At 51.9% G+C, this 24,632-nt stretch carries 23 protein-coding genes; 10 read left to right on the plus strand and 13 right to left on the minus strand.

Annotated elements, in window-relative coordinates:
* Positions 1 to 19: 19 nt before the first annotated feature.
* The 3 genes from cutD to EDI29_RS05100 are packed head-to-tail and all read left to right on the plus strand — an operon-like array spanning position 20 to position 1,783.
* Entirely contained in the window at positions 20 to 970 is a 951-nt protein-coding gene (cutD, locus tag EDI29_RS05090) for a choline TMA-lyase-activating enzyme (protein WP_137740174.1), read from the plus strand.
* A gap of 52 nt (positions 971 to 1,022) precedes the next feature.
* Entirely contained in the window at positions 1,023 to 1,439 is a 417-nt protein-coding gene (locus EDI29_RS05095) for a DMT family transporter (RefSeq protein ID WP_137740007.1), read from the plus strand.
* Between the two features lie 17 nt (positions 1,440 to 1,456).
* A complete protein-coding gene (locus EDI29_RS05100; protein ID WP_137740008.1) occupies positions 1,457 to 1,783 on the plus strand; it encodes a DMT family transporter in 327 nt (108 codons plus the stop codon).
* A 4-nt stretch (positions 1,784 to 1,787) separates the two neighbouring features.
* Here EDI29_RS05100 and rbsK read toward each other — a convergent pair whose 3' ends face one another.
* The 9 genes from rbsK to EDI29_RS05145 form a co-directional block, all read right to left on the minus strand.
* Positions 1,788 to 2,744 (minus strand): ribokinase, encoded by a 957-nt coding sequence (rbsK, locus tag EDI29_RS05105; RefSeq protein ID WP_137740009.1) that lies wholly within the window; start codon positions 2,742 to 2,744, stop codon positions 1,788 to 1,790.
* Positions 2,741 to 3,634, minus strand: a complete 894-nt coding sequence (gene alsK / locus EDI29_RS05110) for an allose kinase (RefSeq protein ID WP_137740010.1) — start codon at positions 3,632 to 3,634, stop codon at positions 2,741 to 2,743. Before alsK ends, rbsK begins: the two co-directional genes overlap by 4 nt.
* Entirely contained in the window at positions 3,631 to 4,323 is a 693-nt protein-coding gene (alsE, locus tag EDI29_RS05115; RefSeq protein WP_137740011.1) for a D-allulose 6-phosphate 3-epimerase, read from the minus strand. Before alsE ends, alsK begins: the two co-directional genes overlap by 4 nt.
* Positions 4,323 to 5,369, minus strand: coding sequence for an ABC transporter permease (locus tag EDI29_RS05120; RefSeq protein ID WP_137740012.1), 1,047 nt, complete (start codon positions 5,367 to 5,369; stop codon positions 4,323 to 4,325). Before EDI29_RS05120 ends, alsE begins: the two co-directional genes overlap by 1 nt.
* Before the next feature lie 17 nt (positions 5,370 to 5,386).
* A complete protein-coding gene (locus EDI29_RS05125; protein WP_137740013.1) occupies positions 5,387 to 6,376 on the minus strand; it encodes an ABC transporter permease in 990 nt (329 codons plus the stop codon).
* Positions 6,369 to 7,889: a sugar ABC transporter ATP-binding protein gene (locus EDI29_RS05130; protein ID WP_137740014.1), complete on the minus strand. Its 1,521-nt coding sequence runs from the start codon at positions 7,887 to 7,889 to the stop codon at positions 6,369 to 6,371. The genes EDI29_RS05125 and EDI29_RS05130 overlap by 8 nt, the downstream gene beginning before the upstream one ends.
* 4 nt (positions 7,890 to 7,893) lie before the next feature.
* Positions 7,894 to 8,877: a substrate-binding domain-containing protein gene (locus tag EDI29_RS05135; RefSeq protein ID WP_137740015.1), complete on the minus strand. Its 984-nt coding sequence runs from the start codon at positions 8,875 to 8,877 to the stop codon at positions 7,894 to 7,896.
* Between the two features lie 24 nt (positions 8,878 to 8,901).
* Positions 8,902 to 9,732 carry a DeoR/GlpR family DNA-binding transcription regulator gene (locus EDI29_RS05140; protein WP_137740016.1) on the minus strand — a complete coding sequence of 277 codons (831 nt, stop codon included), beginning with the start codon at positions 9,730 to 9,732 and terminating at the stop codon, positions 8,902 to 8,904.
* A 571-nt stretch (positions 9,733 to 10,303) separates the two neighbouring features.
* Positions 10,304 to 11,494 (minus strand): LacI family DNA-binding transcriptional regulator, encoded by a 1,191-nt coding sequence (locus EDI29_RS05145; protein WP_137740017.1) that lies wholly within the window; start codon positions 11,492 to 11,494, stop codon positions 10,304 to 10,306.
* Positions 11,495 to 11,792: 298 nt separating this feature from the next.
* Between EDI29_RS05145 and EDI29_RS05150 the strand changes: the two genes are divergently transcribed.
* The 4 genes from EDI29_RS05150 to fsa are packed head-to-tail and all read left to right on the plus strand — an operon-like array spanning position 11,793 to position 14,539.
* On the plus strand, positions 11,793 to 12,236 hold the full coding sequence (locus EDI29_RS05150; protein ID WP_137740018.1) for a PTS sugar transporter subunit IIA: 444 nt from the start codon (positions 11,793 to 11,795) through the stop codon (positions 12,234 to 12,236).
* A gap of 22 nt (positions 12,237 to 12,258) precedes the next feature.
* The gene (locus EDI29_RS05155) at positions 12,259 to 12,546 is read left to right on the plus strand and encodes a PTS sugar transporter subunit IIB (protein WP_010286822.1); all 288 of its coding nucleotides are present in this window, start codon (positions 12,259 to 12,261) and stop codon (positions 12,544 to 12,546) included.
* Between the two features lie 14 nt (positions 12,547 to 12,560).
* Complete coding sequence (locus EDI29_RS05160) at positions 12,561 to 13,820, plus strand: PTS ascorbate transporter subunit IIC (protein WP_137740019.1); 1,260 nt, start codon at positions 12,561 to 12,563, stop codon at positions 13,818 to 13,820.
* A gap of 53 nt (positions 13,821 to 13,873) precedes the next feature.
* Complete coding sequence (fsa, locus tag EDI29_RS05165) at positions 13,874 to 14,539, plus strand: fructose-6-phosphate aldolase (protein ID WP_137740175.1); 666 nt, start codon at positions 13,874 to 13,876, stop codon at positions 14,537 to 14,539.
* 63 nt (positions 14,540 to 14,602) lie between these two features.
* On the opposite strand, the gene yacL is transcribed toward fsa, so the two are convergent.
* Positions 14,603 to 14,962, minus strand: coding sequence for a protein YacL (yacL, locus tag EDI29_RS05170; protein ID WP_137740020.1), 360 nt, complete (start codon positions 14,960 to 14,962; stop codon positions 14,603 to 14,605).
* A gap of 181 nt (positions 14,963 to 15,143) precedes the next feature.
* The gene (acnB, locus tag EDI29_RS05175) at positions 15,144 to 17,741 is read right to left on the minus strand and encodes a bifunctional aconitate hydratase 2/2-methylisocitrate dehydratase (RefSeq protein ID WP_137740021.1); all 2,598 of its coding nucleotides are present in this window, start codon (positions 17,739 to 17,741) and stop codon (positions 15,144 to 15,146) included.
* Positions 17,742 to 18,184: 443 nt separating this feature from the next.
* Between acnB and EDI29_RS05180 the strand changes: the two genes are divergently transcribed.
* Positions 18,185 to 18,691, plus strand: coding sequence for a DUF3060 domain-containing protein (locus tag EDI29_RS05180; RefSeq protein WP_137740022.1), 507 nt, complete (start codon positions 18,185 to 18,187; stop codon positions 18,689 to 18,691).
* Between the two features lie 143 nt (positions 18,692 to 18,834).
* Here the strand turns inward: EDI29_RS05180 and EDI29_RS05185 are convergent, their stop codons facing one another.
* The gene (locus tag EDI29_RS05185; RefSeq protein WP_137740023.1) at positions 18,835 to 20,235 is read right to left on the minus strand and encodes an RtcB family protein; all 1,401 of its coding nucleotides are present in this window, start codon (positions 20,233 to 20,235) and stop codon (positions 18,835 to 18,837) included.
* Between the two features lie 260 nt (positions 20,236 to 20,495).
* Here EDI29_RS05185 and EDI29_RS05190 point away from each other — a divergent pair, with 260 nt between their 5' ends.
* Positions 20,496 to 20,807: an ArsR/SmtB family transcription factor gene (locus EDI29_RS05190; RefSeq protein ID WP_137740024.1), complete on the plus strand. Its 312-nt coding sequence runs from the start codon at positions 20,496 to 20,498 to the stop codon at positions 20,805 to 20,807.
* Between the two features lie 58 nt (positions 20,808 to 20,865).
* Here the strand turns inward: EDI29_RS05190 and EDI29_RS05195 are convergent, their stop codons facing one another.
* Positions 20,866 to 23,166 (minus strand): TonB-dependent siderophore receptor, encoded by a 2,301-nt coding sequence (locus EDI29_RS05195; protein WP_137740025.1) that lies wholly within the window; start codon positions 23,164 to 23,166, stop codon positions 20,866 to 20,868.
* 425 nt (positions 23,167 to 23,591) lie between these two features.
* Here EDI29_RS05195 and EDI29_RS05200 point away from each other — a divergent pair, with 425 nt between their 5' ends.
* Entirely contained in the window at positions 23,592 to 24,575 is a 984-nt protein-coding gene (locus EDI29_RS05200; protein WP_137740026.1) for a helix-turn-helix transcriptional regulator, read from the plus strand.
* Positions 24,576 to 24,632 lie beyond the last annotated feature (57 nt).

Below are 24,632 nucleotides of genomic sequence, written 5' to 3' on the forward strand. Positions count from 1 at the left end.
GTGGAATGTGGGGAGTGAAATGGAATTAGCAAAAGACATCACCGGCCGAATATTTAATATTCAGAAATACTCCCTCCATGATGGGGAAGGCGTTCGCACGCTGATTTTTTTGAAAGGCTGCAATATTCTCTGCCCGTGGTGCGCCAATCCAGAGGGGATACGTCGCGCCTATCAAATCATGTTCTCGCCGGATAAATGCCAGCACTGCGGCAAATGTGTCGAAGTCTGTCCCCATAACATTCATACACTGATCGCTGATGAGCGTGGGCAGCGATTTCATCATGTCGATCGCACTATTCAATGCACAGGTTGCCGAAAATGTGAGACGGCATGCCCTTCTCATGCGCTTGATATCATAGGGCAAGATGTGACGGTCGCAGAATTGATGACCGTCATCATGCAAGACTACAGTTTTTATCAGTCTTCGGGCGGCGGCGTGACGCTCAGCGGCGGAGAGGTGAGCCTGCAAACGGATTTTGCCGTTGCGCTCCTTCAGGCGTGCAAACAAAAGATGATCAATACCGCAGTAGAAACGCAGGGAACGACATCACTCTCACATTATGACCGACTGGCAACGGTAACGGATATGTTCCTCTTCGATATCAAACATATCGACACAAATCAGCATAAGGCGCTGTTTGGCATAGGAAATGAAAACATACGGCGCAATCTGGAGCATCTGGTCGAATTGGGTGCAAATATCGTTATTCGTATGCCGCTCGTTCGCGGGTATAACGATTCGTATGACGCCATCACGGGGGCGATTCGCTACGTACAAAAACTCGCAGAACGTGGCAATGTGCGGCGTATCGATATCTTGCCCTACCACCAGTTAGGCCGCAAAAAATACGAAAGACTAGGCGCAATTTATCCAATCAAAGCCGATCCAAGCTACAGCGAGGAAGAGTTAAACCGTTTGGCCACGTTCTTTGACGAATTTGATTTCGACATTCGGCTGGTTCGTCATTAAAGAGAAAACCACACAAGGTATTCTTAACAGCACATCAATCAGGAGCAATACTATGTCACCCAGAAAGCAGTCATGGCTATGGATGTTATTCGTCATCTTGTCAGAAACGTCTGCCACGTCCACGTTAAAAATGTTTGATAATAGTCAGGGCTCAGCAAAGATAGCCTTATTGGCCGTTATTATTCTGCTGTATTGCATTTGTTATTATTCACTGTCAAAAGCCGTAAAACATCTTCCCGTGGGGCTGGCCTATGCCACCTGGTCTGGCACGGGTATTTTATTAGTCTCAACGCTCAGTATTATTTTCTACGACCAGCATCCCGATATTCCCGCCATCATTGGAATGGTAGTGATTGCGACGGGTATAGCAATCATGAATCTCTTTTCTAAAATGGGCACAGATGAACAACCTGAAGCAATAACCAGCACTGACCAGAATCAACCATTAAATACCAAAATCATTCATTAATAATAAGGATACCTATTATGTTAAACGGATTTTTATGGTTGGCACTGTCCATTGGCTCAGAAATCACCGGCACTTCGATGATCAAAAAAACCGATGGATTTAGAAAACGCACGCCTTCCGTTATCGTTATTCTCGCTTATTGCCTCTGCTATTTTTCGTTAACCCGTGCAATGGGCTATTTACCCGTGGGCGTAGCCTATTCCCTATGGTGCGGTTTTGGCATCGTCGGCGTGACATTTATTTCAATGCTGCTTTATAAACAAAAACCGGATTTACCCGCTGTACTTTCAATGGCGCTCATTATCAGCGGAGGCGTTATCATGAATATGTTTTCGAGTATGTAACGTGCTAACGCACGTTCCCCACATCATGCAACCGCTCTGCATGCTGTTGCATCCGTTCAAGCGCTTCCTCATAGCGCGGCATCGCATGTGCGGCACCTTCGCGCTCAACGCAAAGTGAGGCATAGGCGGAGGAAAATAGTGCCGCCTGTTCCAGAGTGTCACCCGCTGCCAGCCTCGCGGCCAGCGCGCCATTAAACGCATCGCCCGCTCCCGTGGTGTCCTTGGGCTGCGCAGGAAACGCAGGAATATGTGCCTGAGTATCACCAGTGGATAAAAATGCCCCCTGCATGCCAAGCGTGATCACCAGTTGCCGTACCCCTTTTTGATGCAGCACCGTAGCGGCACGCTGGGCGCTGTCGATATCGGTGACGGAGATGCCCGTCAACAGCGTTGCCTCGGTGCTATTTGGCGTCAGCAGATCGATCTTACTGAGCAAAGCATCGCTTACTTTCTGCCAGGGAGCGGGATTCATAATGATGAAGGTATTCGCTGCCTGCGCGCTATCCACAATGCGCTGAATCGCACTTAGATTATTTTCTAGCTGGATCAATAAAATATCTGCGGCGGCGACCGTCGGCTGGCAGCGCGCGATCTCCGCCGCCGTTACCATCAAATTGGCACCGGGATAAACGGAAATCATATTTTCCGCATCATTACCGGCCACATAGATCAGCGCATTCCCCGTCGGTTTTTCCTTACAGGTAAACAGCGTAATGGCATCAAAGCCGGTCTTTTCGAGATGACGCCGGGCAAACAGGCCGAAGTCATCATTACCAATTTTACCGATGTAGTGTACGCGCGCACCCGCACGCAACGCCGCCGTCGCCTGATTTGCCCCTTTTCCGCCCGGCCCCATCATGCTGCGATGCGCGATCAGCGACTCTCCCGGCTGCGGAAAGCGGGACATGCCCGCCACAATATCCAGATTGAACGAGCCAAATACGCAAACCTTGCCTTTCATGCCTTTCTCCCGAATTGACGCTCCGCTGCCAGACAGGCTCCGCGACAGCCGGTATAATCCGTCGCCTCACTGAACACCATGTTTAGCTTCTCTCGTGTCATTGGCGGGCGCAGGTGCCGCCAAATCCCATCGCGTAGGGCAGCATGCGGAAAATCGGCCATCGACAGCACGCCTCCGCCAAGAACCAGATAGTCGGGATCGAAAATATTCATTTCCATCGCAACGACCTTCGCCAACCGATCGATAAACGCCTGTAAATCCGGGTGCGTTCCCCAGCGCGTAAACAGTGACGACATGGCGGAGTCCCCCTGCTGAATTGCCCAGTTTTTCAACCAGTTCCCCGACGTCAGGGTTTCTACACAGCCAACGTTACCGCAGGGACAAGGCTGTTGATTATCCGGCCAGGGTATATGCCCCAACTCACCCGCACCGCCGTGCTCGCCGTGATAAAAACGGCCATTAAGCCACAGACTATTGCCAATCCCTGTACCAAGGTAAATCCCCATTGCCGTGTCCGGCAGCGTTTTCAACTGCATTAAATCCCACAGCATCAAATGGTTGACGTCTTTATCCATCGCCACAGGTATGCCCAAACGTTCGCTAATCTTCTGGGCAACCGGCTGACCATCCAGCGCTGGGATAAACGGCAGCGACAGCACGGATTGGCGGTCGCGGCTCAAAATCCCCGGTAGCCCCAGCATCACGCCGTTCACCGTCTGCTGTTCCAGCGTCTGCGCAATTACCTCCGTCAAGGCGGCCAGCGCATCAGGCTGCTGCGCCCAACTCTCCGTTGCTATCTTGCGAAACCCCGACCACTGGTGCTGCGCATCCATCAGCATTAACCGTGTACTGGTCCCGCCAATATCGATCCCCAGCCAGCGTTCAGTCATGCCGACTCCTGTATCAGGCGCTGTGCCTGCGCGATGTGTCCCGTCATGGTTTCCCATGAGGTTGCCAGATCGTCATGCAGGTTGAAGAGTCCCGATGTCCCCACAATCAGGACTTCCGCCCCCGCAGCCAAAAGCATACCGTAGGTTTTTTGATTACAAGATCCATCAATCTCAATCAGATAGGAATAGCCATGCTGCTGCTTTAACGCCTTCAACTGCGCGATCTTTTGCAGCATTTCAGGGATAAAGGGTTGTCCCGCATAGCCCGGATCAACCGTCATGATCGTAATCTTGTCCAGCAGATGAATATAGTGATGAATAAATTCAATCGGCGTCGCCGGATTCAGCACCACTCCCACTTTTTTGCCTAGCGCGCGGATCTGATTGATCACTCGAAACGCATCTCGGTTGATGGTCTCAGCGTGAGGGCAAATGTAGTCCGCCCCCGCCTTCGCAATCGCATCGATAAAATCAGTCGGCGTTTCCACCATCAGATGTACATCTATCACCAGCGGCGTATGTGGCCGAATCTGCTCAATGAAGAACGGTGACAGCGTGATATTTTTCACGTAGTGCCCATCCATGATATCGACATGTAAAAAATCCGCACGCGAGTTTAAGACTGCCAACTGTTGCTTGATCTCCATCAGATTCATGCACATCAGCGAGGGAGAAATTTTAGTACGCATCAGATTTCCTTTTTTTCAGTTAAATGAGCGGCGCGGGCGCGTAAGGCACTCAGGCGCACCGCACGGTAATCGGAGTAGCGAGCTTTAAAGAATTTCAGCGCCAGGACGACAATCAACACGGCTCCCCACATCGCCAGGCTGAAGTGCTGGCTGATATTCATCAGGTTGAAGCCTGTGGAGAGGATCTGGAGCACGATGAGCGACAGCACTACGCCAGTCACCCGACCAAATCCGCCGTTTGGATCGGTGCCGCCAAGAATGATCGCCAGCACCGTGAGCAGTAGGTAGGAGTCGCCGTATCCCATACGAGCCGAGTTAAAACGCGCCATCATCACCAGTCCAGCCAACACGCACATCAGGCTGGAAATGACGTACACCAACATCAGCATTCGATGCGTATTGATGCCGCTGAACCAGGTGGCATTAATGTTGCTTCCGCCCATATAAATGCACTTTCCTGCCCGCGTTTTGCCGAGAAACAGAGCCAGTGCACCAGCGGCGGCCATAAACAACCAGAGCGGCAACGGAATGCCAAGCCACGTGCCGGAACCCAGCGTGCGCAAGACATCCGGCATTCCGCTAACGGCCGCCCCTTTGGTTAACCAGATGCCGATTCCGTTAACCGTCATCATGCTCGCCAGCGTCACCAGAATGGGGTGCGCCCCCACTTTCGTGACCATAAAGCCCGTTAACGCACCAATCACCACGGCAATAACCGATGCGCCTAGCAGGCCAATCCCCAGCCACAGCAGTTGCATCACCGTTCCTGCCCCTTCAGGCAAAAAGTGCAGCAACACCCAGGCAATAAACAGGCTGGTCAGGTTCGCCGTCGCAATAATGCACAGGTTTAACCCACCGCTGAGAATGGCGATAAACATACCCAGCGTCAGCAGTCCCAGTTCGGGAAGCTGAAATGCCATACTCATGAACGTCGAGGTAGTAAAAAAACGGCCGGGCAGCATCACGCTAAACAGCGCACAGCACAGTGCGATGAGGAACAATAGTCCTACGTCAGCGCCGCTCGGTTTGAAGATGTATCGTTTCATCAGGACCCTCCGGTCGGTCACACAAAGCTGACGTCGGTTTCTTTGCGTTTTTTGTAATGTGTGACGGCGATGGCCAGCATAATCACCACGCCGATAACGATATTCATGAAGTAACTCGACACACCGATCAGATTCAGACCGTTTTTCAGGATGGCAATGAGAAAGACCCCCATCAGCGTACCCAGAACCGTCCCTTTCCCCCCCATCAGGCTGGCACCGCCGAGTACGGTAGCGGCCAGCACGTCGAGTTCTCCGCCCACGAGCGCATTTGGCACCACCTCACCCATGCGATAGGTCTGCACCAGTCCGCCTATCGCAGCCATCGCCCCTAAATAGCCATAGGCGAAGAGATGGATCAGCCCCACCCGAATGCCAATTCGGCGAGCGGATTCCTGATCGCCACCGACCGCATAGAGCTGGCGCCCCAGATGAGTTTTATTCAGGAGAATCCAGGTCAGCCCAGTAATCACCAGCAGCGTGACCAGAGGTAGTCCGACCTGAAAAGGCAGGCCGTTCAGCGTAAACGGCAAGACTTGCCGCAGCGTGACCCACCATTCGGGCAACGTGTACAGGCTGCGGCCGTCGGTCAACCACATCAGGAGGCCGAACAGCAGCGACTGCATACTGATCGTGATGATGATCGAGACGATTCTCAGCGAATAGATCAGCACCGCGTTGACCATGCCGAACACGATGCCGCAGGCAATCGCCAGTACAATGCTGAGCACGGCATTATCGAATTGAAACTGAATGAACAGCGTGGCGATCAGGTACTGCACGACCGACGCCACCGCGGCAAATGAAATATCGATTCCCCCGGTCACCAGCACCACGAACAGCCCCAACGCAAAGATCCCTGTCACCGCATAGCTTTCCGCCAGATCGAGCAGGTTCTGCATCGACAAGAATTGGTCGCTGGTGAGTGAGAAAAACACGATAGCGACAAGCAACACCCAGGCCAGCCATCCTTGGCTACTTTTGGGTTTGAAAAAGGAGAAATCAGGCATTGATCACCTCGGCAAGTTGCTGTTGTTCCAGCTGTTCTGGCTGATACTCCGCGTGAATAGCGCCATTGCGAAAGTGTAAAATCCGGTCGCAGTTGTAATACACTTCCGGCACCTCGTCAGAGATCAGGATGATGGCGAGCCCTTCCTGCGCAAGTTGATGGATCAACGCGTAAATACTGGCTTTCGCCCCCACATCGACACCCACCGTGGGCGAATCCAGAATGAGGATTTTCGGCTGCGTCAGCACCCATTTCGCCAGCACGATTTTCTGTTGATTGCCCCCAGACAGGGTAGAAATCGCCTGCTGCGGATCGGCCATCCGCACCCCTAGCTGCTCGATCCAGCTCATGATCAGTTTATTTTTACGATACTCATCAATCAGGTGGAATCGGTTGCGAAGCTGATCGAGGATGGTCAACACCATGTTGTCTGCAACCGACTGCTGCTGCACCAGCCCCAGAGTCAGACGATCTTCAGAAACGTAGCCAATGCCCGCCTTGATCGCGTCTTCGTGGTTACGGAAGGTCACCGGCTTACTATCCAGCCAGATCTTTCCGCTATCGGGACGCGTCATACCGAATAAAGACAGTGCCAGTTCTGTTCGCCCAGAGCCCAACAGCCCACACAGCCCCAGAACTTCCCCTTCACGCAGAGTAAAATTGATGTCGTGGTACTGGCCTGCACGGGTCAGGCCAGCCACCTCCAATAGCGTACGGTCTGGATTCAGCGTTGGCGTTTTACGCTGATAATCCAGCGTTAGTCCCGTCATCAGTTCAGTCAGACGATGACCATCCATTTCACTGGCAGGCCAGGTGCCAATCTTCCGCCCATCACGGATCACGGTGACGCGATCGGAGATCTCCAGCACCTCATCCAGACGATGGCTGACAAACACCACACAGATACGTTTCTCTTTCAGGTAACGCACGGTACGTAGCAACTGGTTCACTTCGGTCCGCGTCAACGATGCTGTCGGTTCATCCATGATCACCAGTCGGGCATCTGCCACTAGCGCGCGGCAGATGGCAACCTGCTGGCGCTGGGCGATGGATAGAGCAGACACCTTTTCATCCAGATCCAGATCAAAATTCAGTTCACCAATGACCCGCTGCGCCGTTTCCCGCAGCGTTCCTGCGCGATACCAGCCCAGCAACCCCTTCAGGTTGTGTTCAAACGCGATGTTTTCCGCCACGCTTAGATTGGGAAACAGCGACAGATCCTGATAGATCACCTGAACCCCAAATTCGCGCGCCTGCTTGGGGGTCAGACGGGGAAATTGCGCTTCCGGCGCCGTCTCACCGTTAAAGAGCGAAATCTGGCTACCAGCATCCGGCGCGTACACGCCGGAAATCACCTTTATCAACGTACTTTTGCCGCAGCCATTGGTACCAGCAAGGCAGTGAACCTCCCCGACAGCCAATGACAGATCGACCTCGTGCAATGCGCGGTTGCCGCCAAACGTCTTGGAGACAGAGCCGAGCGCAATCAACGTCTGTGGTTCGGTCAGCGTCATTGGTCTACAGCCCCATTTCGATCAGTTTTGGCAAATTGGCTTTATCAAGGCTTTCGGTATTGTTGCCAAGAATGGTACGCGCCTGCGCATCCACATTGACCTTACCCAATCCCTCAATCGTCATACCGTCTGTAATCGGCTGATTCTTCTGCATCATGTCGGCCAACCGAACAAACACCTCGCCCGCCGTTTTCGGGTTCCAGATATAGCCGCCTTTGATGGCACCCCGGTTGACCAACGTGGCCCCTTGTCCAGGGCTAAACGCGCCAATCACACAGATCTGATCGGTTTTATTACGGTTCATCACCGCACGTCCCGCCCCAATCGGCCCTTGTGAACCAAAGGCCATGATGCCTTTAAGGTCAGGGTATTTAGACATCAGTTCGTTACTGGTGCGGATAGACCCATCCAGCGATTCACCGACGCCAAACTTATCGGTTACCAACTGCATTTTTGGATAGTGCGTTTTTTGATATTCCAGCGCGGCATCGGTCCATTCCTGATGTAAAGGCACCGTCAGGCTCCCTACATACATGGCGTATTTACCTTCCTCTTTCATGCATGCAGCCAGTGCTTTCATATGGTTAATACCGTGGGTCGGCGCATCCACCAGCTCAAAATCCCAGTCTGCATATTTCTGACCAGGAGATTCATGCACCAGAACTTTAATACCCGCCTCTTGCGCACGTTTGAGCACGGGTTCCAGCACTTTCGGGTCATTCGGCACGACGCCAATGATATCCACCTTCTGTGCGATTAAGTCTTCAATGGCACGAACCTGTAGAGCAGGGTCAGCCGCAGTAGGGCCAACCTGCCAGGCATCAATACCGAGTTTGGCCGCTTCGCTTTTGATGCCCGCTTCCATTGCATTAAACCAGGGAATACCACCAATTTTGACGACGACGCCCATACGTAATTTCTCGGCAGCATCGGCGTGGGCTGAACTCAATAAGGCAAGGAGGGTACAGGCGAGGAATGTTTTTTTCATAATCTCTCCAGGGTGATGATCTTGTTAGTTATTAATTAACTGCATGGACTGGGGACGTTGCGAGCAATCAATAATATTGACACCGTTCCAGGCCAATTCCTGTGTTAGATCTTTGTCGTCCATTTTGTCGGTAATAAGAAAATCCACATCACGGTAATGGCAAATACGTGCAAAAGAAGGATGCAAAAATTTACTCGCATCCATCAGCAAATATTTCCTTTCTGAAGCAAACAACATTTGCTGTTTCAGGTGTGCTTTATTTTCATTTCCTTCACGTAAATAACCGTCATTACCCAAACTGCTACAGGAAAAGAAAATCTTATTAATCAAAAACTCTTTTAACGGCTGTTCTGCCACTACACCATTAAAATCTTCATCACGATCGGAATATTCACCACCCAGACAGATTGTGCGAATATTACCTTTCGGTGCCAACGTCTGTACCGTTCGTAGTGAATTGGTTATTACCGTTAATTCTATATCGGGTAATTGTCGAGCGAGAAACCAGCATGTGGTGCTACTGTCGAGTAATAAACAGTCTCCCACACTAATAAAATCCAGCGCACGTTTAGCTATCTGCATTTTTTGCGAAATATTTTCATTCGTGCGCTGGTGAAAGGTTAATTCATACTCATTATTCTTATTTATATTATTTATTATATTTCCCTGGTGTTTTTGCGCTAATACTGCACCGCCATGACTCCGCAATAACATGCCTTTCTTTTCTAAACTTGATAAATCACGGCGAATCGTTTCCTGAGAAACCTGTAACAAACTCACTAACTCTGCCACCAGTACACGGCTATTCAGGGTTAATATTTCCATTATCCGCCGCTGACGTTCAATCGGTAGCATGATGACCTCCTGTGTTAATAAAGTAATGGATAGAGAGTTCGAAAAATGTGCACTGTGCAAGAGTACCAAGGGGTAAAATTGGCAGTTTTAATTAAGTGATATGAATCAAATAAAAATGAAATCAGTTGAAGATAACTGTTAATTATTGTGATCAACTTCACACTTAATGCCATTATGCGCCATTTTTTTTACCGACATCCAAATTAAGAAAAAATAGTGACAGCGCACCACAATGACCGAATATGACCGAATGTGTGTATTTGACCGTTTTATCTTGTTGCAGTTCTGTTAAAAAAATTATTTTCCGATCTCAGCCTTCTCAACGGGAGAAGCTGGAAAAGTTCGCAGGTGTCGCGTACAGACAAATAGAAATGTAGATAACGTTATGATTAATAAATTCGAAATAGAAATATCAGGCCTGCTGATATCCGAAAAATGGCTGGAAGGAGCGAAAAACAGGGAATGGGATCGATGGAGCGTTGTTGCATAAGTCGGCTCTGGGCTGCAACAACGCCATGTTTTGATTGTAAGATCTTAGTGGTCAGTTTATCTCTGCCGCTTTTTCTCCCCGTTAACTACTCGCCCGAGGCTCAAAAATAAACTTAACCTTTTCCAGTACGGGGGGATGAGCGTTGTTGTCCATCATGGCGAGTACCAGACGCCCGACTTCCTCCCCCAACGTTTCATAGTCAAGCCGCATCGCAGTCAGCGCTGGGAACGTGTGTTCACATTGTTCAGAACCATCCAGGCAGGCAACCGCCAGATCGTAAGGGACTTTCATCAGACGGCGCTGGCATTCAAAGAGTGCACCTATGGCAATTTCCTCGTGGCTACAGATAATCGCGTCCAACTCAGGCTGGTTCTGTAGCAGCTCGATCATCGCATAGCGACCAAACTGTAGGCTGGGTGCCTCTGGGATCGTGATTTTCAAATCTGCATTGTGGTAGTGCGCCAGCATGGCTTTATTCCAGCCGTTCAACTGCTGTTTTTGCAAGCGGTTATCGGTATGAGCGCCAATATAAGCAATGTGACGATACCCTTTATCCAGCAGCGAAAGGGTTAGCTGCTCTGCCGCATCGGCGAGGTCGATATCAATATTAATGTTCGTACTCAACGAGGAAGCGCCGGAAACGTTCACCGTAATAACGTTGCTGTTCTGAATGATGTCTTGAGTACGTTGTGAAAGTTGCGCACTGAACAACACCAGTGCCGCAGGCCGCTGCTGTAAGAGTTTTTCAACCATTCCCGCTTCAGTATTCTGACGATATTCATGGCAACCCATGATCAACGGGATACTCTGTTTGCCAACGACCTGCTGCAATGCCTGCACGAAACGAATGCTGGCACGATCTTGCTGAAAAGGATATAGCACCGCGATACTGGGCTGGAAGGACGATGCCAGTGCTCCCGCCGCGTGGTTCGGTACATAGCCCAGCGTTTTTATCGCATCGTTGATTTTCTTCTGCGTGGCGTCAGAAACCAGCCCTGGTTCCCTTAATGCGCGGGACACCGTCATGGCACCAACCCCCACATACCTTGCAATATCCTGCAACGTCACACGATTCGTGCTCTCAGTAAGCTGGCTGGCCTCTTGATTCGGTTCATAGCCAAGTGTTCTGGCGGCCAGTTCCACTTTTCTCCGTAACTTCTCAGATACCAGATCGGGTTTGCGCATCACGCGCGATACCGTCATCGTCCCTACGCCCGCGTAGTCGGCGACATCCTGTAGCGTAACCTTACCGGTACTGCGACGCTTGCGCATGCTCACTTCCTCTCCATTCGTCATTTTTCTCGGTACACAGCCACGATAAAACCTGTTACCCATTGCTTTCAGACAAGACGCCGTGCGTACATCACGATTTTCCTGCTACACCCCATACAGCGTCATCGACAGTGTGCCTGCGTCTACACGAGGGGAACACGTCATAGCCCCGCTTGTGCTAAGCAGGTCACAGTTAATGATACTCATATCAGTTAGCGCTATCTTTTTAGATATTAATCACATTATTTTCGGGACTGGCACACTATCCTGCGTTCGGAATGATACAGAGGTGACCCTAATGCTTAACACTTTACTAACACCAAACGTTATTCAGATTTTACCTGCCAGTGATGACTGGCGTCACGCTATCTCCCTGTCCTGTAAGCCTTTACTAGATAATGGAGCCATTGAGCCCACCTATGTTGAGGCCATCTATCGCTCTCATGAGGCCATCGGCCCTTACTACGTTGTCGGCCCAGGGATCGCCATGCCGCATGCTCGCCCAGAAGACGGTGTGAACAGACTCAGTGTCAGCCTGACGCTGATTCGTGACGGCGTGGTTTTCCACTCTGAAGGTAACGACCCCGTGCATTTGTTGATTGTTTTGGCCGCCACGGACAGCAATAGCCACATCGATATTATTTCACAGCTTGCTCAGTTGTTCGACACGCCTGATGACGTCGCCGCGTTAATTAACGCGACGGAGATAGAACAGGTGCTTTCCGTTATTTCTCGTTATTAATCGCCACCAGAGGACACAGATTATGAAAATTACAGTCGTATGCGGTAACGGTCTTGGTACCAGCCTGATGATGGAAATGAGCATTAAAAACATCGTTAAAGAACTCGGCGTAGTTGCTGACGTAGATCACGTGGATTTAGGTTCGGCGAAAGGCACGGACAGCGACATCTTTGTCGGTACAAAGGATATTGCCGATCAGCTCGTCGCGCAGGCGGTGGGGGGCAAAATTGTGTCCCTGAATAACATGATCGATAAAGTGGCGATGAAAGAACGCCTGTCGGTCGCCCTGACAGAACTTGGCGCGTTATAAGCGAGGAATCAAAAATGGAATTCTTCCGTTTTTTAATGAGTGATGTGCTGTCTGAGCCGTCCATCCTAGTCGGTTTGATTGCGCTTATCGGCCTGATTGCACAGAAAAAACCGGCCACGGAATGTATCAAGGGAACGGTGAAAACCGTAATGGGTTTCCTGATCCTCGGGGCGGGCGCGAGCCTGATCGTGTCCTCGCTGGGCGATTTCGCCGCGATTTTCCACCATGCGTTTGGTATTGCCGGTGTGGTACCGAACAATGAAGCCATTGTCGCCGTCGCACAGAAGAACTTCGGCACCGAAATGGCGATGATCATGTTCTTCGCGATGGTCATTAATATCGCGATCGCCCGCTTTACGCCGTGGAAATACATTTTCCTGACCGGGCACCACACGCTGTTTATGTCGATGATGGTTGCGGTGATTCTGGCGACAGCAGGTATGAAAGGGGTGCTGCTGATTACCGTTGGATCGCTGGTCGTTGGGGTATCAATGGTGCTGTTCCCTGCGATTATTCATCCGTATATGAAGAAAGTAACGGGATCGGATGACGTCGCCTTTGGTCACTTCTCTGCGATATCACAGCTGCTGTCCGCGTTTATCGGCAGCAAGTTCGGTAATAAGGAGAAATCAACGGAAGACATGGAAGTACCGAAGAGCCTACTGTTCCTGCGTGATACGCCGGTCGCCATCGCCTTTACCATGTTTTTCATCTTCATTTTCACCTGTCTGTTTGCTGGCCCAGAAGCGGTGAAAACGATGAATGCCGGTGGGAAAAACTGGTTCATGTTTTCGCTGATCCAATCCATTACCTTTGCCGCCGGCGTGTACATCGTGCTGCAAGGCGTGCGGATGGTGATTGCGGAAATCGTACCCGCGTTTAAAGGTATTTCGGACAAGCTGGTTCCCAATGCAAAACCCGCATTAGACTGCCCTGTCGTCTTCCCCTACGCCCCAAATGCCGTGTTGGTCGGTTTCCTGAGTAGCTTTGCGGCTGGAGTGGTCGGTATGGTGCTGCTCTATCTGCTGGGTATGACGGTGATCATTCCCGGCGTGGTGCCACACTTCTTCGTCGGCGCGGCTGCGGGCGTTTTCGGTAACGCTACCGGCGGACGTCGCGGCGCGATTTTAGGATCTTTTGCCAACGGGCTCCTGATTACCTTCCTGCCTGTGTTCCTGCTGCCAGTGCTGGGCAGTATCGGGCTGGCAAACACCACGTTCAGCGATTCCGATTTCGGCGCGGTGGGTATTCTGCTGGGTATTATCGTGCGCTAAGCCCGCGCGATGAATGTCATCCGACAGACCGGTTTTAGTTAACGGGGGAAATGATGGAATTCTATTTAGATACGGCGGATGTAGCCGCAGTAGAACGACTCGCAGGCGTGTTACCGATTAAAGGCGTGACCACCAATCCGAGTATTGTCGCACGCGGAAAATCCGATATTTATAGCGTGCTACGGGACATGCAGGCTGTTATCGGCACGGAAGGACAGCTGTTTGCTCAGGTGATGTCGCGCGATCCTGACGTGATGGTGGAAGAGGCGTTGAAGCTCAGAGATGTGATTCCTTCTCTGGTCGTCAAAGTACCGGTGACGCATGCGGGTTTAAGTGCCATCAGACAGTTGACGGCGCTGGATATTCCCACCCTCGGCACCGCCGTATACGGTGCGGGACAAGGGTTTTATGCCGCGCTGGCGGGGGCTCGCTATATCGCACCTTACGTCAACCGCATTGATGCGCAGGGTGGCGATGGAATTGCGCTAGTGAAAGAGCTGCAAACTCTGATTAACCTGCACAGCCCGCAGACTCAAGTGCTGGCAGCCAGCTTTCGCACGCCGCGTCAGGTGCTGGACTGCCTGCTGGCGGGGTGTCGGGCGATTACCGTCGACCCTGCTGTTGCTGAGCTGTTCCTGCAAGATCCTGCGGTTGATGATGCGCTTAACCGGTTCGATCATGACTGGCAAACACGCTTTGGTCATGCCGACCTTGGCTGATTGGTGAAAAACACCACTCGCCCGTCGGGTGGTGTTTTCAACACGATCGGCTTGCTATCACGATCAATGCAGGACGAATTCGCGGTACTTTTCCACCAGCGTCAGAAAGTCGTCCAGGCCGCATAAAGACAGGCTCTCTTCATCGTAATAGCTCATGCCTTCCTCTAACTCATCCGTGGTGAAAGACAGTTGATTCGCCTGCACCATCACTTCTTCTTCATCCAGCAGCAGCGTGTATTCATGGCCCACGCGCCGCCACTGCCGTTCGCTGCCCGCAACAGAACGCGCGGCATCCTCAACGTCAGCCAGTATCGTCAGTTGCCCTTTCACTTCCTCGTTAAACCAGTGCCCAATCGCTTCATGTCCCATCGACATACGAACGATGACCTGACCCGTCACATCCCGCAAAAATTCATAGTCCATGATGCCATCCTCACTATGATGTTTCTTTTATTCAGTTTAGTCGCCTCTACCCCCTACTGTAGTGATGCACCTTCACCTTTGATGCCTATCTGTTGTAATCAGATATGGTGAAGTAAAGCAGGCACAAAAAAAGGAGGCCTGTTTAGGCCTCCTTCGGTGTAGGGATGCGAACTATAGCGAGTTAGACAGTCGTCTGGAAGATCACGCCATCGGCTTTCTCGGTATATTGACCTAACTGGTCGAAATTCAGATAGCGATAGGTGTCCTGCGCAGTTTTATCCACCTGCGACATGTAGGTCTGGTACTCTTCTGAGGTCGGCAAGCGGCCCAGCAGCGAAGCCACCGCAGCCAGTTCAGCAGATGCCAGATACACATTAGCACCGGTTCCCAAACGGTTTGGGAAGTTACGGGTCGAAGTAGAAACGACCGTCGCACCATCCGCTACGCGCGCCTGGTTACCCATGCACAGCGAGCAGCCTGGGATCTCGATACGCGCCCCGCTCTTACCAAACACGCTGTAGTAGCCTTCTTCCGTCAGCTGTGCGGCATCCATTTTGGTCGGCGGCGCAACCCACAGGCGGGTCGGCAACTGGCCTTTGTGACTATCCAGCAGTTTACCCGCCGCACGGAAGTGGCCGATGTTGGTCATACAGGAACCGATGAAGACTTCATCAATCTTCTCGCCCTGCACGTCAGACAACCAGCGCGCATCGTCTGGATCGTTCGGTGCACACAGGATCGGCTCTTTGATATCGGCCAGATCGATGTCGATCACCGCCGCGTACTCGGCATCGGCATCGGCTTCCAGCAGTTGCGGATCGGCCAGCCATTTTTCCATGCCCTGAATACGGCGTTCCAGCGTACGACGATCGCCGTAGCCTTCAGAGATCATCCACTTCAGCAGCACGATATTGGAGTTCAGATACTCAATGATCGGCGCTTTATCCAGTTTGATCGTACAACCAGCCGCAGAACGTTCCGCCGAGGCATCGGTCAATTCAAACGCCTGCTCAACTTTCAGATCCGGTAGACCTTCGATCTCCAGAATACGACCAGAGAAGATGTTCTTCTTACCTTTCTTCTCAACGGTCAGCAGGCCTTGCTTGATGGCGTACAGCGGAATGGCGTGAACCAAGTCGCGCAGCGTAATGCCCGGCTGCATTTTGCCTTTGAAGCGCACCAGAACGGATTCTGGCATATCCAGCGGCATCACGCCCGTCGCGGCAGCAAACGCCACCAGACCGGAACCCGCAGGGAAAGAAATACCGATTGGGAAACGAGTATGAGAGTCACCACCTGTACCGACGGTATCCGGCAGCAGCATACGGTTCAGCCAAGAGTGGATAACCCCATCGCCTGGACGCAGCGATACGCCGCCACGGTTCATGATGAAATCAGGCAGCGTGTGGTGTGTGGTCACGTCAACCGGCTTCGGATAGGCCGCGGTGTGGCAGAATGACTGCATCACCAGATCGGCGGAGAAGCCGAGACAAGCCAAATCTTTCAGCTCATCACGAGTCATCGGCCCAGTGGTATCCTGTGAACCCACAGACGTCATTTTAGGTTCGCAGTATTCGTCAGGGCGAATACCCGCGACACCACAGGCACGACCGACCATTTTCTGCGCCAGTGAGAAGCCTTTTTTGCTGGCTTCAACGGCTTTGGAAATACGGAAGACATCGCTGTGCGGTAAGCCCAGTGACTCACGCGCTTTAGACGTCAGTCCACGTCCGATGATCAGCGGAATACGGCCACCAGCGCGCACTTCGTCCAGCAACACGTCGGTTTTCAGCGCAAATGTTGCCAGTACGTCATTGGTATCATGACGGCGTACTTCACCTTCATACGGATAGATGTCAATCACATCCCCCATATTCAGATCGTTCACATCGACTTCGATCGGCAGCGCACCGGCATCTTCCATCGTGTTAAAGAAGATTGGCGCGATCTTGCCACCCAGCACCACACCGCCACCGCGCTTGTTAGGAACGTGAGGGATGTCTTCACCCATGAACCACAGCACGGAGTTAGTTGCAGATTTACGCGACGATCCTGTACCGACAACGTCACCGACGTAAGCCAGCGGGAAACCTTTTTTATTCAGTTCTTCGATCTGTTTGATCGGGCCCACGGCACCAGGTTGATCGGGATCGATACCTTCACGGGCGTTTTTCAGCATCGCCAACGCGTGCAGCGGAATATCAGGGCGTGACCAGGCATCTGGTGCCGGAGACAGGTCATCCGTGTTAGTTTCACCGGTGACTTTAAAGACGGTAACAGTAATTTTTTCCGCCAGTTTCGGACGGGACAGGAACCACTCGGCATCAGCCCAGGATTGAATCACTTTCTTGGCGTGCGCATTGCCTGCTTTCGCTTTTTCTTCCACATCATAGAAGTTATCAAACATCAGCAGCGTGTGGGACAGCGCTTCAGCGGCAATCGGAGCCAACTTATCGCTATCCAACGCATCAATCAGCGGATGGATGTTATAACCACCCTGCATGGTACCCAGCAGCTCGATCGCTTTTTCCTGGCTAACCAAGGGGGAAGTGGCTTCGCCTTTAGCGACGGCAGCCAAAAAACCGGCCTTTACATAGGCGGCTTCATCAACACCGGGGGGGACACGGTTAATCAGCAGATCAAGCAATGCTTCTTCTTCGCCTGCCGGGGGGTTCTTGAGTGACTCAACCAGCGCGGCCATCTGCGTGGCATCTAACGGTTTAGGAACAATCCCCTGCGCAGCCCGCTCGGCTACGTGCTTACGATATTCTTCTAGCACGACGTTCTCCTCGCTCTCATTGTCTTCATTATGCCGGCGCTCTTGTTCCCAATTGTGGTGTCCATGCCTGGGTGTCAGCGTGTGGATGTAAGGTAGTAGAGTGTCCGGTCCAGCCTCGTCAGCATATCAGGATTTGAATTGATTGTTAATTCGTTCACATAATAGCAACATTAATTTTTATTCAACTGCGCTATGTGCCAAATATCACTATCACTGAAAAATACCGACATCAGCAGAATAGCATGTCCCTGACGGCGCACACTAACTATGCTGATTTAACCATAAAATATCTGGGCTTTTAACAACATAACGTGATTAAGCGTCGTCTAAAAACGCCGCGATAATCAGAATGTTCGCAATAGAGTCTGAATAAGTGTTAACAGATGATAAGAGCTCCCACGGCAACGATGCCGGATTGCTTCATTGATAATAGGAAGGACGCCATGAGGGTGAAACGGTATCTACGCGTGGTTTCTGCCACACTTTTGGCGTTCAGCGCATCGGTCTATACCGCACCTATCGAACTGGAGGGTCTCGCTTTAACGCGCGATATTCCTTGTAATGGCAATGATGTCACTATTTCGGGCAATGGCAACCGCATCGCGCTGACGGGGCAATGTGCCAATATCTACATCAATGGTTCCGAGCACAACGTCACATTTGATACCGCCACATCGCTTACCGTGACTGGCTCCGAGATAGCCGTTACAGGCCAGTCAACCGGTGACCTGACCGTCGCCGCGTATAAGAACACCATTCACACTCATATCATTACCGAAGATAAGCCAGTAAAGGTGACGGTGACAGGTACGGAACATCATCTCGATTTGGGTTTTAACGGACCTGCGGTTGTCTCTTTCAATGGCATTAGTAACCGCCTCTCATGGGGAGGAACAGAGCCGAAATTCTCTTCTAGCGGTGCCAATAACGTTATCAAACAAAAACCATAACGCGCTGCATTCCTTTTTCTGAGTGACGCCGGACAAACAGGCACCGACGACAGAGAACACACGACCCAATCGACAACTCACCGATTGGGTCGTCACTTTTAGTACGAAGAATATCGAATCAATTCCCGCCAGAGCGGGTCACATCAGGCCTTAAATGTCAGCCACGGGCGCAGTCGCGCTACGGGTTGAATCAGCCCCGACCGTTCCTGAATATCAATCACGGGCGTAACCGGCTTATAGGCCGCCGGTGCTTCTTCCCGCAAACGCTCATCCTTCAGCGTAATACATTGCCAGGGCAACGTATCTGTCTGCTTCACCGCATCGACTTTGTTGCGCATATTCTGCCGGCGCTCGGCACGTCCTGCGCCGTGTGAACACGACCACAGCCAATCGGGATGCCCTTTCCCGGTAACGAGATAAGAATAGTCCCCCATTGAGCCGGGGATCAGTGCAAATTCCCCTGCTTTTGCGGGCGTAGCCCCTTTGCGGTGCAGGTTCATTCCATGTTCAGGCAGAATGATGTTATGAGACAGATCGACCACCAGCTTGCTGGCATCGCGCGTAAACACCTGTTTCCAAGAGGAACGGATCAGCTCAGTCAGCACGATCCGGTTGATCCACGCATAGCGGGCGGCGACACCCATGGCTTCCATATAATCCGTCGCCTGTTCATCAACCAGACCAAACAGGCCGGACACCGGATATTTTTCTCCCGCAGGCCAACAGGCTCGCGCTTTATCGATCCCACGCTGGCCGACATAAAAGCCCACGTCTCGTGAACCGGTATGAATCATAATCACGACCTCACCTTCCTTCACGCCAGCCTGATACGCCGCATGCCTGTCCAAGACGGCATCAACAATTTGCAGCTCAACGAAATGATTACCCGCCCCTACCGTGCCCAGATTGGAAGGTCGAAGTATCTCACGAGGCGCAAAAAACGGCTCAGGCGCATGTCGGCTATCGGCACGAACCGCATCGGTTCCGGCGATGGAACCGAGTTCCGCTGCCAGCCGTTGGAAGTCCACGTTCTGCCAAAGCCCCTGTAAGGGCAATGCCGCCAGCCACGCCGACAACCCTTCATCAAAGAGTGCAGAAAACGAATCTGGCGTAACGGGAACATCGCGCTGATCCAGAAGCAACGTATTTTTGAGCGCCTGAATCAGCGCGGGCTTGTACTCATCCGCATCCGCATGATGCACGCCCGTCGTCAACAATCGCATGCCGCAGTTGATATCGGTCCCAATTGCCGCAGGGATAACAAAGTTCTCCGTTGTAGCGACAATACTGCCAACGGGCGCAAGCGTACCGGGATGGAAATCCGGCGTCGCGCGAGCAGCACAGACGCGCGCATCGCTGCCCGGTAGGTGTACCGAGGCGAAATCCAGCAGTTGCTGAACCGCCTTTTCTTCCAGCGGCAACGTTTCCGGCAACAGAACCTGCGCTTCTGCATGCTGCCTGCGAAGATGATAAATAGAATGTTGGTAATCGGTGTCTATCCCCAAACGGGACAAACGTTTTTGTAAGCGAGTAAATGTAGACATGGTGCTACCTAGAAAAACAAAAAATCGCTCCTCCCGTTTCGGAGAGAAGGTTGTTTTTCCTGCAGCAGCAGATTCAGGAAAGGATGTCGGGCTATTCTAGGGAAGAACGCCTCTATTGTAAACCGCGGGCCGCATCGCGCTGGCTCCGTTATGGGCTGTTTTATCGATGTCAGTCATTCTCCTCGCTCAAGGCTGGGGGTATGGTAAACTCAGTACATTAGGCATCACTAAATTAGTCGGTAACGCGGGGTGGAGTGAAGATGACGTTGAGCAATTCAGATCGGGAATTCATGCAGGACGGCGCGGTAAAAGCCGCGGCGCTACTGCGCGCGATTGGCAACGAAAACCGGCTGTTGGTGCTTTGCCTGCTTATCGAACACGGTGAAATGTCAGTGGGTGCGCTGCTTGAGCACATTCCGCTCAGCCAGTCCGCTCTCTCGCAACATCTGGCGAAAATGCGTGAGGAAGGGTTGATTAGCTATCGTCGTGAATCACAAACGCTGCACTATCGCATCGAAAATCAGGATGTAAAAACCATCATCGCTACCTTAAAAGCCCTGTTCTGCCCCTAATCACGACAACAACGCCACGGCTAGACGATGCCCGTGGCGTTGATGATGAAGTATGGCGTTAGAACGATGTCTTCACACTCACAAAGAAAGTCCGTCCCGGTTCGTTATAGGTTGCTGCTCCAGCACCCGCGATGGTAACCACGTTATTGTTCACCACATCCTGCGCATTACCCGCGCGGAACAGACGTTTATCAAACAGGTTATCGACACCGCCGGTCACGCTCAGGTTCTTGTTAAATTTATAGGTGCTGCTTAACCCGAACAGCGCATAAGGGCTTAACTCATTGGTTGCGCTACCCGTTACACGCTCACCTTTGTAGTTATACATCTTCGGCTTCTGGCGACCATACCAGGTCATATCGGCCAGGAAGGAGAGGCTCTCCGTTGCCTGCCAGTCCACCGATGAATTCAGGGTAAACTCCGGCGTAATCGACAGATAATCACCCGTGGTTTTATTTTTCGATTCCAGCATCCAGGTCAGGTTGTTACGCCAGTTGATGGTTTCCGTGACAGGAACGGTCAGGTTACCTTCCAGTCCCTGAATAACCGCTTTCGGTACATTGCCCCACTGGAAGATATTGGCGTTGTTGCGCCCCGTATTGTTTCCACCTACCGCGTTGCCAATGACATTGTTTCCAGACTCAATCTTGTTACGGTAATCGTTGTGGAAGTAGGTGATACCAGCGATCAACCCATCACGGTGAAACTCCAGGCCAATCTCTTTATTCAGGCTGGTTTCCGCTTTCAGATCTTCATTGCCGATCAGGTAGCAAGGGGTGCCACCGGAGCAGCCCTGTCCGCGGCTATAGAGAATGTAGTTCTCGTTGGTCTGATACAGGTTCGGCGCTTTGTAAGCGCGGGCGATACCTAGCTTCAACGTATAGTCGTCACCCAGTTCCTGTGACAGGTTGAGCGACGGGCTCCAGTTAGTACCTGCCGTGCTGTGATCATCGACACGCAGCGCAGGTGTCAGCACGGTACTTTGTGTTAGCTGGATATTATCTTCAACAAAAGCAGAAGCCAGACGAGCAGAAGATCTCTCACTACGGCCACGGCTACTTAGCGAACCAATGCTTCCAGCTTCATCTGTATCCTGTGCATTTGAAACGGGATCTTTCATCTTCTGCTCGTTCCACTCAACCCCGAATGTGAGCACCTGATCGACCCAGAGATTCAGCGGAAGATTTACCTCGTTGTGCGCGGTAAAATTGTCCAGCTTTATCGTGCCATATTGGTTCGGACTCGTCGTATCAAAAATCCCTTCTAAACCGCCAGACAGTCCCTCAAGGATACGGGTATTGTGCGTGCGTTCGTATTGCAGATACGACGTAGAGCTGACGCCGCTGTCCCAGTAGCCGCGATGCGTCACCGCAAAGTTCTGGCGGTACATGCGGTTGGTTTCCTTGCCATAATTACTCACGACAAGCGGGTTGGTGTTGGTATTTTGCGAATCGCCCGCATAGATATTGCCCTGACGGCTGGAACCCGCTTCAAACTCCAGTGACTGCTGCTCGGTCATATCCCAACGCAACAGGCCATTGATATCTTTATTACGCACCCCTTCGCGCCCGGAAGGCAGTGAAGCGGACTGATTGCCCGCGCGTGCGGACTGATGCCCTTGGTTAATATCGCGTGCATCAGCCTCAGTTTTGTTCAGGTTACCGTACAGACGGAAGCTCAGGCTGTCGGTCAGGCCGCCCATCAGGCTGAAATCGGTACGCTTGGTTGCACCTTCTGAGCTATGCTCCGGCGCGTTCAGGAAGGTGTTCCAGGTGCCGTGCCATTCTTGCGTCGGCTGCTTGGTGATGATGTTAACCACACCGCCTGCGGCACCGTTACCATAGCGCGCCGCAGCCGGGCCGCGCAGCACTTCAATGCGCTCAACCATGTCGGCAGGCACCCAGTTGGTGTCACCACGGGTGTCGCGCTCGCCGCGCCACCCGTAGCGTACAGCTGTACGACTTGATACTGGCTTGCCATCTACCAGAATCAGCGTGTTTTCCGGTCCCATGCCGCGGATATCGATCTGACGATTGTTGCCACGCTGGCCGCTAGTTGAGTTACCGGACAGATTAACGCCCGGCATGGTGCGAATCAGCTCTGACAGATCGTTAGCGGGCGGACATTTGCTGATATCCTCAGCCGTGATTACCGACACCCCTGGAGCCTGACGAGTTTGCTCCGCAGCCGTCACCACCATCGTATCGCCCGATGGACTATTTTCGGCCTGATTCTGCACCTGAGAGGCAGGTTCTGTTGAAGGAATGGTCGAGGTCTGCGCCGCACTCAGAAACGACGTCATCCCGCAGCTAACGCCAATAAGCGTCGCCAGATAACGGCGCGATTGTGGTAGTTTCATCAAAATTATCCTGCCCTGTAAGAAATGAATAAGTAGCCTGAAAAAGGATCAACATCGCAGCCGGTACAGCGACACCTAATGACAATCAGCAACAGTGCTGAATAACGGCGGAGATAAAACGCGCAGACGTGCGGTTATCAGGGAGAAGCGTCATGCAAACGGGGCATCACGTCGCGTTGTTATGAAATACTGTTTGTAATCAATCAGCCCTCTTTCTCCGCATTGCCGGAAATGGAAAATGCATTTATCGTGCAATGTGACCTCCTCAACGAAAAATGCTATTGAGAAGTATTTGCATTACCATTTTGGCGCGGTCATTGTTACATTTGTCATTCAGGACGGGGTTTGCTCTAGCAGCAAAATGTTTTGCCAAAGCATCAAAATGGAAGGCGCAGGTCGAAGGGTTTAATCAGGTAGGTAATCACGTGCGCAGCTTCACTCAGTCATCAAAGCCGATCTATAAAGATCACATCGTTCAGCAATCGAGTCTGGTCGCGAACAATTACCGTTTTATCGGCCCCCGGCTGATCGATAACACGCCGGTGCTCTTTGGGTCGTTCACTGTCGTGCAGCTCAATCCGCATCTGATCCTGCATACCGCGGATGTGATTAATCGCCACAACATGAAAACCCAAAACCTGCTGGATGGCGCAATCAAGCTCGCTATCGTGGTGAGCGGCAATGCGCATATTTCATTTGCCCATCAGGAACTGCATCTGGGAGAGAGCCAGCCCGCCTCGCTGATTTCGCTGACGGAACCGACGATGTTTACCCGCATCGGCAAGCGTGATGAATATGAACGAACCATTACGCTGACGTTCGACAGGGAATGGCTGTACGGCAATATGATGGACTCCGTTGGCGACTGGCAGGCCATCCACGATTTCACGCAGACCCACCTTGCGACACACCTGTGGACACCATCCCGACAGGCGCTGGCGATTGCTTTACAAACGCTGGATGCTAAACCTTGCCAAACGCCGCTCCAGCGCCTTTATCTGGAAACGCAGTGCATGAGCCTGATTATCGAGGCGTTTACGTCACTGACCACCAGCGTGGCGCAAGAGAAAAACAGCGGCGTTACCCTGCGCGGCTACCATCGTATTCAACAAATCAGAGATATGCTGGAAAGCGGCAGCGCTGACCATCTTTCGATGAGTGAAATCGCCAAAAGCGTCAACATGAGTGAAAGCACGCTACAACGCCATTTTCGCCAGACGTTCAATATGAGCGTTTTTGAATACCTGCGTAACTGTCGCTTGCAGCGCGCCATGCTGGCCTTGCAGAAGGACGGCATCGGTATCGCTCAGGCAGCCAGCATTGCTGGCTACAACAGCCCCGCTAACTTTGCCACCGCGCTGCGCCGTGCATTCGGTATTACGCCAGGGCAGCTAAAAGACCGCTTCTGATCCCCATTATTAATAACCAAATGGAATTTATTATTCCTTTTGGTTATTAATCGCTAT

The sequence above is a fragment of the Pectobacterium polonicum genome (genome assembly GCF_005497185.1).
Classification (GTDB): Bacteria; Pseudomonadota; Gammaproteobacteria; order Enterobacterales; family Enterobacteriaceae; genus Pectobacterium; species Pectobacterium polonicum.

What these genes read in the sequence shown, in the direction of transcription:
- EDI29_RS05155 (WP_010286822.1), top strand. Translation starts at nt 12,259, where the DNA reads ATGAAAATTACAGTCGTATGCGGTAACGGTCTTGGTACCAGCCTGATG.
- rbsK (WP_137740009.1), bottom strand. Translation starts at nt 2,744, where the DNA reads ATGAAAGGCAAGGTTTGCGTATTTGGCTCGTTCAATCTGGATATTGTG.
- cutD (WP_137740174.1), top strand. Translation starts at nt 20, where the DNA reads ATGGAATTAGCAAAAGACATCACCGGCCGAATATTTAATATTCAGAAA.
- EDI29_RS05100 (WP_137740008.1), top strand. Translation starts at nt 1,457, where the DNA reads ATGTTAAACGGATTTTTATGGTTGGCACTGTCCATTGGCTCAGAAATC.
- yacL (WP_137740020.1), bottom strand. Translation starts at nt 14,962, where the DNA reads ATGGACTATGAATTTTTGCGGGATGTGACGGGTCAGGTCATCGTTCGT.
- EDI29_RS05160 (WP_137740019.1), top strand. Translation starts at nt 12,561, where the DNA reads ATGGAATTCTTCCGTTTTTTAATGAGTGATGTGCTGTCTGAGCCGTCC.
- EDI29_RS05130 (WP_137740014.1), bottom strand. Translation starts at nt 7,889, where the DNA reads ATGACGCTGACCGAACCACAGACGTTGATTGCGCTCGGCTCTGTCTCC.
- EDI29_RS05135 (WP_137740015.1), bottom strand. Translation starts at nt 8,877, where the DNA reads ATGAAAAAAACATTCCTCGCCTGTACCCTCCTTGCCTTATTGAGTTCA.
- EDI29_RS05195 (WP_137740025.1), bottom strand. Translation starts at nt 23,166, where the DNA reads ATGAAACTACCACAATCGCGCCGTTATCTGGCGACGCTTATTGGCGTT.
- alsE (WP_137740011.1), bottom strand. Translation starts at nt 4,323, where the DNA reads ATGCGTACTAAAATTTCTCCCTCGCTGATGTGCATGAATCTGATGGAG.
- EDI29_RS05180 (WP_137740022.1), top strand. Translation starts at nt 18,185, where the DNA reads ATGAGGGTGAAACGGTATCTACGCGTGGTTTCTGCCACACTTTTGGCG.
- fsa (WP_137740175.1), top strand. Translation starts at nt 13,874, where the DNA reads ATGGAATTCTATTTAGATACGGCGGATGTAGCCGCAGTAGAACGACTC.
- EDI29_RS05120 (WP_137740012.1), bottom strand. Translation starts at nt 5,369, where the DNA reads ATGAAACGATACATCTTCAAACCGAGCGGCGCTGACGTAGGACTATTG.
- EDI29_RS05190 (WP_137740024.1), top strand. Translation starts at nt 20,496, where the DNA reads ATGACGTTGAGCAATTCAGATCGGGAATTCATGCAGGACGGCGCGGTA.
- EDI29_RS05145 (WP_137740017.1), bottom strand. Translation starts at nt 11,494, where the DNA reads ATGCGCAAGCGTCGCAGTACCGGTAAGGTTACGCTACAGGATGTCGCC.
- EDI29_RS05125 (WP_137740013.1), bottom strand. Translation starts at nt 6,376, where the DNA reads ATGCCTGATTTCTCCTTTTTCAAACCCAAAAGTAGCCAAGGATGGCTG.
- EDI29_RS05140 (WP_137740016.1), bottom strand. Translation starts at nt 9,732, where the DNA reads ATGCTACCGATTGAACGTCAGCGGCGGATAATGGAAATATTAACCCTG.
- alsK (WP_137740010.1), bottom strand. Translation starts at nt 3,634, where the DNA reads ATGACTGAACGCTGGCTGGGGATCGATATTGGCGGGACCAGTACACGG.
- EDI29_RS05095 (WP_137740007.1), top strand. Translation starts at nt 1,023, where the DNA reads ATGTCACCCAGAAAGCAGTCATGGCTATGGATGTTATTCGTCATCTTG.
- EDI29_RS05150 (WP_137740018.1), top strand. Translation starts at nt 11,793, where the DNA reads ATGCTTAACACTTTACTAACACCAAACGTTATTCAGATTTTACCTGCC.
- EDI29_RS05185 (WP_137740023.1), bottom strand. Translation starts at nt 20,235, where the DNA reads ATGTCTACATTTACTCGCTTACAAAAACGTTTGTCCCGTTTGGGGATA.